This window comes from Actinomadura rubteroloni (assembly GCF_002911665.1).
Classification (GTDB): domain Bacteria; phylum Actinomycetota; class Actinomycetes; order Streptosporangiales; family Streptosporangiaceae; genus Spirillospora; species Spirillospora rubteroloni.
Genome location: NZ_MTBP01000002.1, coordinates 1595399 through 1610671 on the forward strand (window position 1 = coordinate 1595399; position 15273 = coordinate 1610671).

Here is a 15273-nt window from a genome sequence, read left to right on the forward strand (position 1 = left end):
GGGTCGAATTGGCCCTGTCGGGTGGTCCAGGGCGCTTCTAGCGTCCCACGTATGCCTCTCACCAGCACCACGCGCGGCATGGTCGGCGCCGCGTCCGGCATGGCGCTCGTCGGCGCGCTGCCCGCCGTGTCCGCGCTGCTCGCGGCGTTCCCGGCCCTCGGCGGCCAGGCCGTCCGGTACGGGATCGCGGCGGCGATCCTCGGCGTGCTCGTCCGCGTGACGGGCGGCCCGCCGCCGAAGCTGAGGCCCCGGGACGTGGTGCTGCTCGCCGCGCTCGCGCTGACCGGGCTCGCCGGGTTCAACCTGTGCGTGCTCGCCGCCGTCCGCGACACGAGCCCCGCCACGACCGGGACGGTCATCGCGATCTCCCCCGTCGTGCTCGCCGTCGCCGGGCCGTACCTGGCCCGCCGCGCCCGTCCCGCCGGCGCGGTCGTCGCGGGCGCGGCCGTCGTCGCGGCGGGCACGGCCGTCGCGACCGGGCTCGGCGGCGCGTCCCCGCGCGGGCTGGCGTTCGCGTTCGGCGCGCTGGCGGGCGAGGTCTGCTTCTCGCTGCTCGCGCTGCCGCTGCTGCCGCGCCTCGGCCCGCTGCGCGTCTCGGCGTACACGGCCGGGCTCGCGGCGCCGATGCTGCTGGCCGCCGGGCTCGTCGTGGACGGAACGCACGTCGGCCGCGTCCCGACCCCGAAGGAGGCGGCGGCCCTGGCGTTCCTCGCCGTCGTGATCACGACGGTCGCGTTCCTGCTCTGGTACGACGCGCTCGGCCGCCTCGGCGCGGACCGCGCGGGCCTGTTCACCGGCATGATCCCCGTCAGCGCGGTCGCGACGACGGCGGCGCTCGGCCTCGGCGCCCCGAGCGCCGCCGAACTGGCCGGATCCGCGCTCGTCACCGCCGGCGTCCTGCTCGGCATGCGGCGGACGGCCGCGCCACCGGCAAGTCGTAACCTAAAGGCGGCCCCACCCGAACGCGCGAGGATCCCGAATGCCTGAGTTCTCCTACACCGACCTGCTGCCCCTCGGCCCGGACGACACCGAGTACCGGCTGCTGACCAGCGACGGCGTCTCCACGTTCGAGGCGAACGGCCGGACGTTCCTCCAGGTCGAGCCGGAAGCCCTGCGGCTGCTCACCGAGACCGCGATGCGCGACATCGCGCACCTGCTGCGCCCGGCGCACCTGACGCAGCTCCGCAGGATCCTCGACGACCCCGAGGCCAGCCCGAACGACCGGTTCGTCGCGCTGGACCTGCTGAAGAACGCGGGCATCGCGTCCGGCGGCGTCCTGCCGATGTGCCAGGACACCGGCACGGCGATCGTCATGGGCAAGCGCGGCCAGCACGTCCTCACCGACGGCCGCGACGAGGAGCACATCGCGCGCGGGGTGTTCGACGCCTACACCCGGCTGAACCTGCGGTACTCGCAGATGGCGCCGGTCACGATGTGGGACGAGAAGAACACCGGCACCAACCTCCCCGCGCAGATCGAGCTGTACGCGACGCCGGGCGACGCCTACAAGTTCCTGTTCATGGCCAAGGGCGGCGGCAGCGCGAACAAGTCGTTCCTGTACCAGGAGACGAAGGCCGTCCTGAACCCGACGCGGATGCTGGGCTTCCTGGAGGAGAAGATCCGCTCGCTCGGCACGGCCGCGTGCCCGCCGTACCACCTGGCGATCGTGGTGGGCGGGACGTCCGCCGAGTTCGCGCTGAAGACGGCCAAGTACGCGTCCGCGCACTACCTCGACACGATGCCGGACGCGGGCTCGCCGCTCGGCCACGGGTTCCGGGACGTCGAGCTGGAGCAGCAGGTGTTCGAGCTGACGCAGCGGCTCGGCATCGGCGCGCAGTTCGGCGGCAAGTACTTCTGCCACGACGTCCGGGTGATCCGGCTGCCCCGGCACGGCGCGTCCTGCCCGGTCGCGATCGCGGTGTCGTGCAGCGCCGACCGGCAGGCCGTCGCCAAGATCACCGCCGAGGGCGTTTTCCTGGAGAAGCTGGAGACCGACCCGGCCCGCTTCCTGCCCGAGACGACCGACGAGCACCTCGACGGCGACGTCGTCCGCGTCGACCTCAACCGGCCGATGGACGAGATCCGCGCCGAGCTGACCCGCTACCCGGTGAAGACGCGGCTGTCGCTGACGGGCCCGCTCGTGGTGGCCCGCGACATCGCGCACGCCAAGATCAAGGAGCGGCTGGACGCGGGCGAGCCCATGCCGTCCTACCTGCGCGACCACGCCGTCTACTACGCGGGGCCCGCCAAGACGCCCGAGGGCTACGCGTCCGGGTCGTTCGGCCCGACGACGGCCGGGCGCATGGACTCCTACGTCGAGCAGTTCCAGGCGGCGGGCGGCTCGCTCGTCATGCTGGCCAAGGGCAACCGGTCGCAGCAGGTGACCGACGCGTGCAAGGCGCACGGCGGGTTCTACCTCGGCTCGATCGGCGGCCCGGCCGCGCGGCTGGCGCAGGACTGCATCAAGAAGGTGGACGTCCTCGAATACGCCGAACTCGGCATGGAGGCCGTCTGGAAGATCGAGGTGGAGGACTTCCCGGCGTTCGTCGTCGTGGACGACAAGGGCAACGACTTCTTCGCCGACACGACCGGTCCGCTGCTGTCCATCGGGCGCCGCTGACGGGACGGGGCGCGTCCGCGCGGGACGCGCCCCAAGATCATTTCGGGAAATTCGTTCCAATGCCCCGGAAGATCATCTTTTACACTTGTCGGACGGCGGGCGGTGACCCCGTGCGTTCCGGGCCGTCCCCCGGCACACTGGATACGGACAACCCGTCCGAATCCGGCCTGCAGCGCTGCGACCTCGCGGCCGGATGACAAACGCCGCCGCGTCAGGAAGGCGCCCGATGAACGGAACCGGAACGCGGGCGCACGCGACGGCCCGGCGAGACGTCACGGTATCGTCCCGAAAATCATGTTGGTCGTGCCGACTCCTCAATGACCGCGCGGCCACTCCGGTATCTTTCCCCCATGTCTCAGTCTGAGCGCCTCGTGCTCGCGACGCGCTACCGGCTGGTCTCGGAAATCGGCCAGGGTGCCAACGGCACCGTCTGGCGCGGGCATGACGACCTCCTCGATCGCGCGGTGGCGATCAAGGAACTGCGGCTGCCCGCCGACCTCACCGAGAACGACCGGGTCGTCTTCTACCGCCGCACGCTCCGCGAGGCACGGGCGCCGGCACAGCTCCGCTCCACCTCGATCATCGAGGTGTACGACGTCGTCATCGAGCAGGGCCGGCCGTGGATCATCATGGAGCTGATCGAGGCCCCGAGCCTGGAACAGCTCATCGAGCGCTCCGGCCCGCTCCCGCCCGACCAGGTCGGCTACATCGGCCGCCGCCTGCTGGACGCGCTGGCCGTCGCGCACCGGTCCGGGATCGTCCACCGGGACCTCAAGCCCAGCAACGTCCTGCTCGACGGCGACCGCGTCGTCCTCACCGACTTCGGGCTCGCGTTCTCCTCCGGCTCGGCCAGCCTCACCAAGACCGGCCACTTCATGGGCTCCCCCGCCTACGTCGCGCCCGAGGTCGCGGCCGGGGAGAAGGCCACCCCCCGCTCGGACCTGTGGTCCCTCGGCGCGACCCTGTACGCGGCGCTGGAGGGCAAGCCGCCCTTCGAACGCGACAACGTCATGGCGACGCTCAGCGCCCTCGCCAACGAGCAGCCGCCGACCCCGCGCAACGCCGGGCCGCTCGCGTCCGTCGTCACCGGGCTGCTGGAGAAGCACCCGACCCGCCGCCTCACCCACGCCCGCGCCGTGGACCGGCTGGAGCGCGCCCTCACCGGCCCCCGCTCGGCCCGCCGCGCCGGGGCGCCCCGGCTGCGCGTGATGGCGGTGATCGCGCTCGCGGGCGGCGTCGTCGCGTCCTGCGCGATCGGCGCGACCGCCCTCACCGTCGGGATGATGCGCGAGCAGCCCGACCCGAAGCCCAGCACCGCGCCGCCGCCGACCGTCGCGCCCGGCCCGAACGCGTCGGGGTCGCTGCTGGTCAAGGCGCGGACGGCCGGCTGCCGCATCTTCGTCGCGATCCCCGGCGACACCCTGACCGTCCTCGCCAACAACGAGACCGTCCCGGTGGGCAGCGCCCGCCGGTTCGACCAGCCGCGGCTGAACGCCGTCGTGTACGACTCGTCGGCCTGCGAAGTGTGGGTCAACGGCCGCAAGAAGCCGCTCGGCGGCCCCGGCGAGCGCCGCAACTACACCGTCCGGGCGTCCGCCGGGCAGTGACCGATCCATGAAGCGTCCCGGCCGGGGAATGGCTGGGGACGCGGCCTCGCTGCACTGAAGGTGAGGACTACGGATCAGGGGGCGGAGTCATGACCGAGTACCGGGTCGAGCACGATTCGATGGGCGAGGTCCAAGTCCCGGCCACGGCGAAGTGGCGGGCGCAGACCCAGCGCGCGGTGGCGAACTTCCCGATCTCCGGACGCGGCCTGGAAGCCGCCCACATCGCCGCGCTCGCCCGCATCAAGGCCGCCGCCGCGACCGTGAACGCCGAGCTCGGCGTGCTGGACGCCGACGTCGCCGCCGCGATCCGCGCGGCCGCCCTGGAGGTCGCCGACGGGCGGTGGAACGACCAGTTCCCCGTGGACGTGTTCCAGACGGGCTCGGGGACGTCGTCCAACATGAACGCCAACGAGGTCGTCGCGACGCTCGCGCAGGAGCGGCTGGGACGGCCCGTCCACCCGAACGACGACGTCAACGCGTCCCAGTCGTCCAACGACGTGTTCCCGTCCTCGATCCACGTCGCCGCGACCGACGCCGTCGTCAACGACCTGATCCCCGCGCTGCGGCACCTGGCGACGGCGTTCGACCGCAAGTCCGTGGACTTCGCGCGCGTCGTCAAGGCGGGCCGCACGCACCTCATGGACGCGACGCCCGTCACGCTCGGCCAGGAGTTCGGCGGCTACGCGGCGCAGATGCGGCACGGCGTGGAGCGGCTGGAGGCCGTCCTGCCCCGGCTGGCGGAGCTGCCGCTCGGCGGGACGGCCGTCGGCACCGGCATCAACACCCCGCACGGCTTCGGCGCCCGCGTCATCGCCGAACTGGTCGCGCTGACCGATCTGCCGTTCACCGAGGCGCGCGACCACTTCGAGGCGCAGGGCGCGCGGGACGGGCTGGTCGAGACGTCCGGCGCCCTCAAGACGATCGCGGTGAGCCTCACCAAGATCGCCAACGACCTGCGCTGGATGGGGTCGGGGCCGCGCGCCGGGCTCGGCGAGATCCGCCTGCCCGACCTCCAGCCCGGCTCGTCGATCATGCCGGGCAAGGTGAACCCCGTGCTGCCGGAGGCCGCCGTCCAGGTCGCGGCGCAGGTCATCGGCAACGACGCGGCCGTCACGGCGGGCGGCGCGGCGGGCAACTTCGAGCTGAACGTGATGCTGCCGATGATGGCCCGCAACGTGCTGGAGTCCATCGCGCTGCTGGCCGCCGTGACCCGCCTGCTCGCCGACCGCTGCGTGGACGGCATCGAGGCCGACGAGCCGCGCCTGCGCGAGTACGCCGAGTCCTCGCCGTCGATCGTGACGCCGCTGAACCGCTACGTCGGCTACGAAGAGGCCGCCAGGATCGCCAAGCAGGCCCTCGCCGAGCGCAAGACGATCCGCGAGGTCGTCGTGGAACGCGGCCACGTCGCGAGCGGCGCGATCAGCGCGGAGGAACTCGACGCGGTCCTCGACGTCCTGTCGATGACCGCGCCGTCCTAGTCCCTAGTACCAGCCGTTCTGCTCGGAGTGGTTCCAGGCGCCGCAGGGGGTGCCGTGGCGGCTCTTGATGTAGCCGAGGCCCCACTTGATCTGGGTGCGGGCGCTGGTGCGCCAGTCCGAGCCGGCGCTGGCCATCTTGGAGCCGGGCAGCGCCTGCGGGATGCCGTAGGCGCCGGACGGGTTGGCCGCCGTCGTCCGCCAGCCGCTCTCCTTGTTCCAGAGCTTCACCAGGCACGCGAACTGGCCGTCGCCGCCGAAGCCGTAGCCCGCGAGCATCCCCTTGGCGATCTGCTGGGCCTCGCCCGCCGGGACCGGGTCGGCGCCCGCGCCGCCGCCCGCGCCGCCGACGCCGCCGGACGGCGTCGGGGTCTTGGACGGGATCGGGCTGCCCTTCACGCGCAGCGTCGGCGCCCGCAGGTCGCCCGCCTCGCGTCCGGCGCGCGCCAGGGCCTTCTTGCGCCGCTCGGCGGCGAGGGCCGTGGTGTCGATCTCCGGCACGGCCGCGTCGGCGACGGGCGCGGACTTCACGGTGCCGTGGTCGGGCGTGTCGTCGCCGGTGAACGCGAGCGCGGCGACCGAGCCGCCGCCGACCGCGAGGGCCGCGCCGCCGACGACGGCGGCCACGGCCAGGCCCGTGCGGCGGCCGGAGCGGGCCGCTCGGCGGCCCCCGGCGCGGCGGGGCGCCGCCGGGGCGCCGAGTTCGTCGCGGGGCTCCTCGGGACGCGGCAGCGTGGCCAGTGCGGCCGCGGCGGGCAGGCCCGCCGTGTCGCCCGCGCGGGCGGCGTCGCCGCCGAAGCCGGGCGGCGGACCCGCGACGCGGACGTCGTCGGCGCCGCGCGCCGGGGGGAAGAGGGGGGAGCGCTGGTGATCGTCTCGCCAGGGTGACCCGTTCGAGTCTCCGGACAAGGCGGTCCTTCCGACGGTCGCACGGCATGGGCGCGCGTGCGAGCTGCGTCACCCCCGGCCCGGGCGGACGTGCGGGGTGCCGGGCGGCGGACGGTCCCGGCCTGCCCGCGCTTCCGGGGGGAGACGCGGCCGGGGCACCGTTCCAGGGGTGCTTACGGGGACACACAATGCCCGACCCGCCGACCCGCTTCGCAACCGAATCGAGATGGAAAGCACGGCCCGGCACTTTGTCAACCTGCCGAGGAACCCCGGGGATCGCCGCGCAGAGCTGGGGTTCTTTGTCACTCGCCCGCACACTGTGACCTTCTTCACACGTATACGGGCCGAGACCGTCCCACCCCGGGACGTAACCGAAAATTGCACGGCCCGTCCGCGCGCCCGGACAGGCGCGCGGACGGGCGGTGCGTGCTAGGCGCCGACGTCCTCCAGCAGATCGGTGACGAGCGCGGCGATCGGCGACCGCTCCGAGCGCGTCAGCGTGACGTGCGCGAACAGCGGATGCCCCTTCAACCGTTCCACGACGGCCGCGACTCCGTCGTGCCGGCCGACGCGGAGATTGTCGCGCTGCGCCACGTCATGGGTCAGGACGACCCGCGACCCCGCCCCGACCCGGGACAGGACGGTCAGCAGCACGCCGCGCTCCAGCGACTGCGCCTCGTCCACGATCACGAACGCGTCGTGCAGGGACCGGCCCCGGATGTGGGTGAGCGGCAGGACCTCCAGCATCCCCCGGTCCAGGACCTCGTCGATGACCTCGGGCGTCGTGACGGCCGAGAGCGTGTCGTAGACGGCCTGCGCCCACGGCGACATCTTCTCGTTCTCCGACCCCGGCAGGTAGCCGAGGTCCTGCCCGCCGACCGCGTACAGCGGCCGGAAGACGACGACCTTGCGGTGCCGCCGCCGCTCCATGACCGCGTCCAGGCCCGCGCACAGCGCCAGCGCCGACTTGCCGGTGCCCGCGCGCCCGCCGAGCGAGACGATGCCGACGTCCTCGTCGGTGAGCAGGTCGAGGGCGACGCGCTGCTCGGCGGACCGGCCGCGCAGCCCGAAGACCTCGCGGTCGCCCCGGACGAGCCGCACCGACTTGTCGGGCAGGACGCGGCCGAGCGCCGACCCGCGCTCGGACAGGATCCGCAGGCCCGTGTGGCAGGGCAGGTCGCGGGCCTGCTCCAGGTCGGCGGTGCCGTGCTCGTACAGGTCCTCCACCGCGCCGGCCGGCAGGTCGAGTTCGCGCATGCCCGTCCAGCCGGACTCCACGACCGCCAGCTCCGCCCGGTACTCCTCGGCGGTGAGGCCGACGGCGGACGCCTTGACGCGCATCGGGAGGTCCTTGGAGACCAGGACGACGTCCTTGCCCTCCTTGGCGAGCCAGGCGGCCACCGAGAGGATGCGGGTGTCGTTGTCGCCGAGCCGGAACCCGTCGGGGAGCACGCTCGGGTCCGCGTGGTTCAGCTCGACGCGCACGGTTCCGCCCATGTCGCCGACGGGGAGCGCCTCGTCCAGCCGGCCGTGCGCGAGCCGGAGGTCGTCCAGCGTGCGCAGGGCCTGGCGGGCGAAGTAGCCGAGTTCGGGATGGTTGCGCTTGGCCTCCAGCTCGGAGATGACGACGATCGGTAGTACGACCTCGTGCTCGGCGAACCGGGTCATCGCCCCCGGGTCGGCGAGCAGGACGCTGGTGTCGAGGACGTACGTGCGCCGGACCGGGGCGCCTGCTCCGGTGGGGATCCCGGAACCGGGACGGCGCGGGAGGGTTGTGGCCACTCGATCTCCCTGGCTGGTGGGGGATTACCGGTGGCGCGGCGGTCCGCTCGATGGCAGCGGCGGTCCCGAAGGCGGGGGCGTTCGGTGCCGGTGGTGCGAGCGGTGGTCGGGACGCGTCCCGAAGGAGCGGCCTCAGGAACCGTAGCGCCGGTGACGCGCGGCATAGGACCGGAGGGCGCGCAGGAAGTCGACCTTGCGGAAGTCCGGCCAGTGGACTTCGCAGAAGTAGAACTCCGAGTGCGCGCTCTGCCAGAGCATGAAGCCGGACAGTCGCTGCTCACCCGACGTGCGGATGACCAGGTCGGGGTCCGGCTGGCCGCGCGTGTAGAGATGCTCGGCGATGTGCTCCACTTCGAGGACCTCGGCAAGCTCCTCGATGCTGGTGCCCCGGGACGCCTGCTCGATGAGGAGAGAGCGAACCGCATCAGCGATCTCACGTCTTCCCCCATACCCAACGGCGACGTTCACAATCAGGCCGGGGGCATCGGATGTCGCCTCGCGCGCGGTTTTCAGCACGCGCGCGGTCTTGTCGGGCAGCAGGTCGAGGGCGCCGACGGGCTTGACGTGCCGTCCGTCGGCGGCCAGGCGCTCGACGGTGTTCTCGATGATCTCCAGCAGCGGGTCCAGCTCGGCGGCGGGACGCGTGAGGTTGTCGGTGGACAGCAGCCAGAGCGTGACGACCTCGACCTCGGCCTCGTCGCACCAGCTCAGCAGCTCGGAGATCTTGTCGGCGCCGCGCTGGTGGCCGTGGTTGACGTCGGTGTGGCCCATCGAGCGCGCCCAGCGGCGGTTGCCGTCCAGGATGACGCCGACGTGGCGCGGGGTGACGTCGGTGGGCAGGGACGACTCCACGCGGCGCTCGTACATGCGGTACGCGGCGTCGCGGACCGCGCCGTACGGGCGGCTGCGGCGGACGGCGGCGCCGAGGCGCGCGGCGCGTCGTTGGCCCATGGTCGTCCCCTCTCACCACCCCGGGCGAGTGCGGGGGCGTTGTCGGGCTTCAGGGTAGCGAACGGATTTCTCTGGTGAGATCGGTTAGGAAGCGGAGAAGTTCGGACGAAGTCAGAACCGCCCGCACACCGTGCCCGTCCGTCCCCCAGGCTTCGAGCACCGCGCGGCGTGTCAGCCGCCACCGGCCGCGCACGGCGCCCGTCCCGCCGGGCATCGGGATCCAGTGCGCGGACGTCCGCAGCGTGCAGCGCAGCTCCCCCGGCGGCGCGTCCGTGTGGCCGACGTCGGCGCGCTCGCGGCAGCGCAGCGCGAACAGCTCGGCGTCGCGACCGGGGACGCCGTCGGGGCCGGGGAAGCGGTCGTCGGCGTCCGGCCAGCGCCGGGCCTGCGGCGATCCGTCGGCGCGGGCGGCGGCGACGCGCGCGGCGGCCCCGGCCAGCAGGTGCCCGCAGCGCTCCCCCACGGCGCCGAACGCGGCGCCGTCGCGGCGGAGTTCGAGCGTGACCTCGTAGCGGGCGCCGCCCCGGTCGCGCGCCGGGACGGGCACGACCGCGAGCGACGACCCGTCCAGGCACCGCAGCCCACCGCGCATCCCGTCCCTCCGATCTCGCTCCTGTTTCGCACATTAGGCGAGGTCAGGTCCATGATCACACCCGACACGGACCGCGATCGGGTAAGGAACGGTCAGGCCGTCGGGCCGGCCGAGCGGGCGCGCTCCACATGCTCCAGCGCGGCGCGCAGCTCGGCGAGCCAGGCGTCGGTGTTCTTGCCGACGAGCCGGACGCACCAGGCGAGCGCGTCGCTGCGGCTGCGGGCGACCCCGGCGTCCACGAGCGTGTCGAGGACGCGCCGCTCGGGCTGGCGCAGCCGGGTCATCACCGGCACCGACAGGGACGTGAACATCTCCTCGCGGCCGCCGCACGCGACGCCCCAGGACACCTTGTGCCCGAAGCGGTGCTCGGCCTCGCGGGCGATGGCGACGCGGTGGTCGCGGGTCGTCTCGCGGAACCGTCCGACGTGGCCCTCGACGGCGGCGGCGTGCTCGGCGTCCGGGACGCCCTCGGCGCGGGGCGGTTCGGGCAGCCGCCCGACGACCGTGACCTCCTCGCGGTCCAGGACGATCTCGGGCGCGCCGGTGAACCAGCCCTCGGGCAGCCGTCCGGAGAACCAGCCCCGGAGCTGCTCCACCGTCGTGTGCGTCATCATGTAATCATGATTACACCCCGGCGCCCCGGGGAGGCGCTCAGCCCGCGATGGAGTTCGCGACGCGGGGGTTGACCCGGACGGCACCCTTGAAGTTGTTCATGTAGACGTTCTGGACCTGCACGACCGTCCCGGTGTGCGGCGCCGCGACCATCTTGCCGCCGCCGATGTAGAGCGCGATGTGCGAGATGTAGCCGGGCGCGGTCGGGTCGTTGGCCCAGATGAGCATGTCGCCGGGCTGCGCCTTGTCGAACGGCACGATCCAGCCGGCCCGCGCCTGGTCGGCGGCCACGCGCGGCAGCCGGATGCCCGCCGCCGCGAACGCGTACTGCATGAGGCCCGAGCAGTCGTAGCCGCCCTCGGACTCGGACTCGCCGCCCCACACGTAGGGCCAGCCGAGCCGCGAGTACGCCGCCTTGATGACCGTCCGGACCTGGGCGGAGTTCATGACCTCGCCGTTGGACTTCGGGACGTTCGTCGACGGGTAGTCGACCGGCGGGTTCACCTCGACGGCCTTGGTGCCCTTGGGGAGCATCTTCTTCAGGCTCTTGATGAACGCGCGGGTGTCGGTCTTCGGGGCGCTGACGAGCAGCGCGTTCGACGTCGGCATCCCGAGGGCCTGCGCGGTGGCGTGGGAGATGACGACGTCCACGTCGCCGATGCCCATCGTCGCGTAGGCGCCGACGCGGACGTTGGACGCCGCCTGCCCGCCCTGGCCCGCGATCGGGACCTGCGTGCCGAGCTTGACGCCGCCGTCGCTGCCCATCGTGAACGAGATCGCCGCGTCGCCCCCGGCGATGTTGCGCCACAGGGCGTCGGACTTGGCGGTCGGCTTCGGGGTGTAGTTGCGGAACGTGGACGGGTCCACGCCGAGCAGCCCGACCGACTTGCCGTTGACCTTGGCCTGGGCCGCGTCCACGACCTCGACGCCCTTGACCTTCTTGTTCTTGCGGATCTTCTCGATCACCTCGGCGGGCAGCGACGACTGCGCCGCGACCAGGACGTGCGGCGTCATCCGCTTGCCGAGCGGCGCGACCACGCCGGACGTGACGCGGGTCGTGCCGGACGCGGCGACGAACTGCGCCTGCTTGTCGGTCTGCGGGATCGCCAGCTCGGCGGCGGGCGGCCGGACCGTGACCACGGCCGTCCCGGTCCCGAGGGTGGCCAGCACCGCCACGCCGATGATCGTCGGTAGCACCCGGCGGCCCGGCTTGCGCACGGCAACACTCCCTCGTCGCGTCGGCGGGACGCGGCCCCCGCCCTCAGTGCACCCGATACCCGGCGCACCGCTCGGATCCCCCGAAAGCGTCGGCCCTGTTACGCCGACCCGCGTCCGATACCCAGAAGTAACACCCATGAGGATACGAGATCAAGGTCACGTTGCCACAAAGTGGATCGAGGATCCAATTAACGGCGAAGTTCGCGGGCCAGGTCGTCGGGGGTCGTGACGGGCGTCCGGCAGGCGAAGTCCCGGCACACGTAGGCGGCGGGAGCGCCGTCCACCAGGGGCCTTCCGGCCAGCAGCGGGACACCGGAGGGACCGGGCGGGCCGACCGTCGTCACGGCCCCGGGGGACGTCGCGAGGAGCGCCGCGCGGTGGAGGGCGCGTGTCCGCTCGTCCGCCGGGTCCCCGACGACCGCGATCTCCAGCGGGCCGGCCACGAGCGCCTCGGCGACCGCGAGCCCCCAGCCCGCGAACCGCGCGTGCTCGGTCGCCAGCGGCCGGGCCGGGGCCAGCGCCGCCGCGGCGGCCTCCCGGTGCTCGGCCGAGCCCGTCAGCGCCGCGTAGGACAGCAGCGCGCCCGCCGCCGCGAACCGTCCGGACGGCGTCGCGTTGTCGGTCGGGTCCTGCGGACGGCGGAACAGGCGCTCGGCGTCGTCGGCGGTGTCGTAGAGGCCGCCCGCGCCGTCGCCGAAGCGCGTCCGGACGGTCTCCAGCAGCGCCCCCGCCGCCGTCGCGTGCGCCGGCTCGCCGGTGACGGCGTGCAGCGCGAGCAGGCCCTCGGCGACGTCGGCGTAGTCCTCCAGGACGCCCGCGTGGGCGCCCGGGGCGCCGTCCCGTGACGTCCGGACGAGCCGTCCGCCCGACCCGTGGACGTCCAGCAGCAGCCCCGCGATCTCCCGCGCGGCGGCCACCAGGTCCGGCCGGTCGAACAGCGCGCCGCACTCGGCGAGCGCCGCGACCGCGAGGCCGTTCCAGGCGGCGACCACCTTGTCGTCGCGGGCGGGCGGCACCCGGCGGTCCCGCGCGGCCAGCAGCGCGGCGCGGATCCGGGCGTACCGGCCCGGGTCGTCGGCGTCGCGCGGCAGTTGCAGGACGGACGTCCCGTGCTCGAACGTGCCGGTCACCGCGAAGAGGCGCGTCGCGTACGCGCCGTCGTCCGGGCCGAGGACGTCGGCGAGCTGATCGGGCGTCCAGACGTAGAAGCGGCCCTCCTCGCCCTCGCTGTCGGCGTCCAGCGCCGACGCCAGCCCGCCCTGCGGCGTGCGCAGGTCGCGGAGCATCCAGTCGCAGGTCTCCAGGGCGATCCGCTTCCCGAGCGGGGAACCGGTCAGCCGCCACCAGTGCGCGTAGACGCGGGCCAGCAGCGCGTTGTCGTACAGCATCTTCTCGAAGTGCGGGACGACCCACTCCGCGTCCACCGAGTACCGCGCGAACCCGCCGCCGAGCTGGTCGTACAGGCCGCCGCGCGCCATCGCCTCCAGCGTGTGGGCGGCCATCGCGAGCGCGTCGCCGTCGCCCGTGCGGGCGTGGTGGCGCAGCAGGAACTCCAGCGCCATCGACGGCGGGAACTTGGGCGCGCCGCCGAACCCGCCGCGCGCCGCGTCGTACCCCTCGGCCAGGGACCGGACGGCCAGCGCGAGCGCGTCCTCGTCGGGCGCCGGGACGCCGTCGAGCGCGGGCGGCGGCCCGGTGAGCGCGTCCACGACCTTGCGGCCCTGGTCGGTCACCTCGGCGCGCTGGTCCGTCCAGGCGGTGTGGACGGCCTCCAGCAGCGCCTGGAACCTTGGACGCGGGAAGTACGTGCCGCAGTAGAACGGATGCCCGTCCGGCGTGGCGAACACCGTCATGGGCCAGCCGCCCTGCCCGGTCATCGCCTGCGTGGCCTCCATGTAGACCGCGTCGATGTCCGGCCGCTCCTCCCGGTCCACCTTGACGTTCACGAAGTACCGGTTCATGAGCCCGGCGGTGGCGGCGTCCTCGAACGACTCGTGCGCCATCACATGGCACCAGTGGCACGCCGCGTACCCGACGGACAGCAGGATCGGGACGTCCCGCCGCCGCGCCTCCGCCATCGCCTCCGGCCCCCACTCGAACCACTCCACCGGGTTCCCGGCGTGCTGGAGCAGGTAGGGGCTGGTGGCGTCCTTCAAGCGGTTCACGTGCTCTCCAGGTCGGCGAGGGCGGTCTCGATGGCGCGGTGCAGCGTCGGGTAGGCGTAGATCATCGTGCGGAGGGTGTCCACCGGCACCTCGGCGTGGACGGCGACGGCGAGCGCCCCCAGCACCTCGCCGCCCATCGGGCCCATGACGGTCGCGCCGACGAGCGTGCCCCACTCGGCGTGCTGGACGAGCTTGATGAACCCGTCCCCGCCCGGCCCGTGGATCCAGCCGCGCGTGGACTGGGCGAGGTCGGTCGTCCCGATCCGCACCGGCAGCTCCTGGTCGCGGGCCTCGGCCTCGGTCAGCCCGACGACGCCGATCTCGGGGTCGGTGAACGTGACGCGCGGGACGGCCCGGTAGGACGCCAGCGGCCCCTTCTCCCCGAGGATGTCGCGCACCGCGATCGTGGACTGGTACATCGACACGTGCGTGAACGCGCCCTTGCCGGTGATGTCGCCGATCGCCCAGAGGCCGTCGCCGGCGCGCAGCGCGCCGTCCACCTCCAGCGCGCGGGCGTCCTCGTCCAGGCCGACGGCCGGGAGGCCGATGCCCTTGAGGTTCGGGCGGCGCCCGGTCGCGACGAGCAGCCGTTCCCCGCTCACTTCGCCGTGCGTGGTGCGCAGCGTGAACGCGCCGTCGTGCTCGACGGCCTCGACGCGCGTGCCGGTCCGGACGTCGATGCCCTCGCGCTCGAACACCGTCTTCAGCAGGTCGCCCGCCTCGGGCTCCTCGCGCGCGACGAGCCGGGGGCCGCCCTCGATGATCGTCACGCGGGTGCCGAACCGCGCGAACACCTGCGCCGTCTCGACGCCGACGACGCCGCCGCCGAGCACGAGCAGGGACTCGGGGGCCGTCGCGACGCGGACGACGTCCCGGTTCGTCCAGAACGGCGTGCCCGCCAGGCCCTCGATCGGCGGGACGAGCGGCGCCGTGCCCGTGTTGAGCAGGATCCCGCGCGCGGCCCGGAACACCTCGTCCCCGACCCGCACCTCCCGCTCCCCGGTGATCACGCCCTCGCCGCGCACCAGCCGCACGCCGCGTCCGGTGAGCCGGTCCACGGCGGCCTGGTCGTTCCAGTCGTGGGTGGCGTCGTCGCGGATGCGGTCCGCGACGCGCGTCCAGTCCGGCCGGACCTCGGCGTCCCCCGCGAGCTTGCGCGCCCGTCCGGTGTCGGCGACCAGATCGGCGGCCCGCGCCATCATCTTCGTCGGCACGCACGCGAAGTACGGGCACTCGCCGCCCACCAGCCGCGCCTCGACCGCGACGACCCTCAGCCCCGCGTCCGCCAGCAGCCCCGCCGCGTTCTCGCCGCCCGGCCCGAGTCCCAGCACGACGACGTCAACATCTTCAGCCATGCCCTCAC

Annotated in this window: 12 protein-coding genes; 4 read left to right on the forward strand and 8 right to left on the reverse strand. The window is 73.6% G+C overall.

Annotation, left to right across the window (positions count from 1 at the left end; translation table 11 throughout):
• Positions 1-51 precede the first annotated feature (51 nt).
• The 4 genes from BTM25_RS18760 to BTM25_RS18775 all read left to right on the forward strand — a co-directional run bounded on the left by BTM25_RS18760 (position 52) and on the right by BTM25_RS18775 (position 5705).
• A complete protein-coding gene (locus BTM25_RS18760; protein WP_103564727.1) occupies positions 52-987 on the forward strand; it encodes a DMT family transporter in 936 nt (311 codons plus the stop codon).
• On the forward strand, positions 980-2620 hold the full coding sequence (locus BTM25_RS18765) for a fumarate hydratase (protein ID WP_103564150.1): 1641 nt from the start codon (positions 980-982) through the stop codon (positions 2618-2620). The genes BTM25_RS18760 and BTM25_RS18765 overlap by 8 nt, the downstream gene beginning before the upstream one ends.
• 350 nt (positions 2621-2970) lie before the next feature.
• A complete protein-coding gene (locus BTM25_RS18770; protein ID WP_168212155.1) occupies positions 2971-4227 on the forward strand; it encodes a serine/threonine-protein kinase in 1257 nt (418 codons plus the stop codon).
• A gap of 89 nt (positions 4228-4316) precedes the next feature.
• Positions 4317-5705: a class II fumarate hydratase gene (locus BTM25_RS18775; protein ID WP_103564152.1), complete on the forward strand. Its 1389-nt coding sequence runs from the start codon at positions 4317-4319 to the stop codon at positions 5703-5705.
• Positions 5706-5708: 3 nt separating this feature from the next.
• On the opposite strand, the gene BTM25_RS30405 is transcribed toward BTM25_RS18775, so the two are convergent.
• The 8 genes from BTM25_RS30405 to BTM25_RS18815 form a co-directional block, all read right to left on the reverse strand.
• Positions 5709-6611 carry an aggregation-promoting factor C-terminal-like domain-containing protein gene (locus BTM25_RS30405; protein ID WP_235828478.1) on the reverse strand — a complete coding sequence of 301 codons (903 nt, stop codon included), beginning with the start codon at positions 6609-6611 and terminating at the stop codon, positions 5709-5711.
• A 408-nt stretch (positions 6612-7019) separates the two neighbouring features.
• Positions 7020-8336, reverse strand: coding sequence for a PhoH family protein (locus BTM25_RS18785; RefSeq protein ID WP_103564728.1), 1317 nt, complete (start codon positions 8334-8336; stop codon positions 7020-7022).
• A gap of 168 nt (positions 8337-8504) precedes the next feature.
• Positions 8505-9323, reverse strand: a complete 819-nt coding sequence (locus BTM25_RS18790; RefSeq protein WP_103564153.1) for an isoprenyl transferase — start codon at positions 9321-9323, stop codon at positions 8505-8507.
• 49 nt (positions 9324-9372) lie between these two features.
• Positions 9373-9915, reverse strand: a complete 543-nt coding sequence (locus tag BTM25_RS18795) for a hypothetical protein (RefSeq protein ID WP_103564154.1) — start codon at positions 9913-9915, stop codon at positions 9373-9375.
• A 92-nt stretch (positions 9916-10007) separates the two neighbouring features.
• Entirely contained in the window at positions 10008-10529 is a 522-nt protein-coding gene (locus BTM25_RS18800; protein ID WP_103564155.1) for a hypothetical protein, read from the reverse strand.
• 37 nt (positions 10530-10566) lie between these two features.
• Complete coding sequence (locus BTM25_RS18805) at positions 10567-11745, reverse strand: C40 family peptidase (protein ID WP_103564156.1); 1179 nt, start codon at positions 11743-11745, stop codon at positions 10567-10569.
• Between the two features lie 188 nt (positions 11746-11933).
• Positions 11934-13910: a thioredoxin domain-containing protein gene (locus tag BTM25_RS18810; protein ID WP_103564157.1), complete on the reverse strand. Its 1977-nt coding sequence runs from the start codon at positions 13908-13910 to the stop codon at positions 11934-11936.
• Positions 13907-15265, reverse strand: a complete 1359-nt coding sequence (locus BTM25_RS18815; protein WP_103564158.1) for a dihydrolipoyl dehydrogenase family protein — start codon at positions 15263-15265, stop codon at positions 13907-13909. The genes BTM25_RS18810 and BTM25_RS18815 overlap by 4 nt, the downstream gene beginning before the upstream one ends.
• Positions 15266-15273 lie beyond the last annotated feature (8 nt).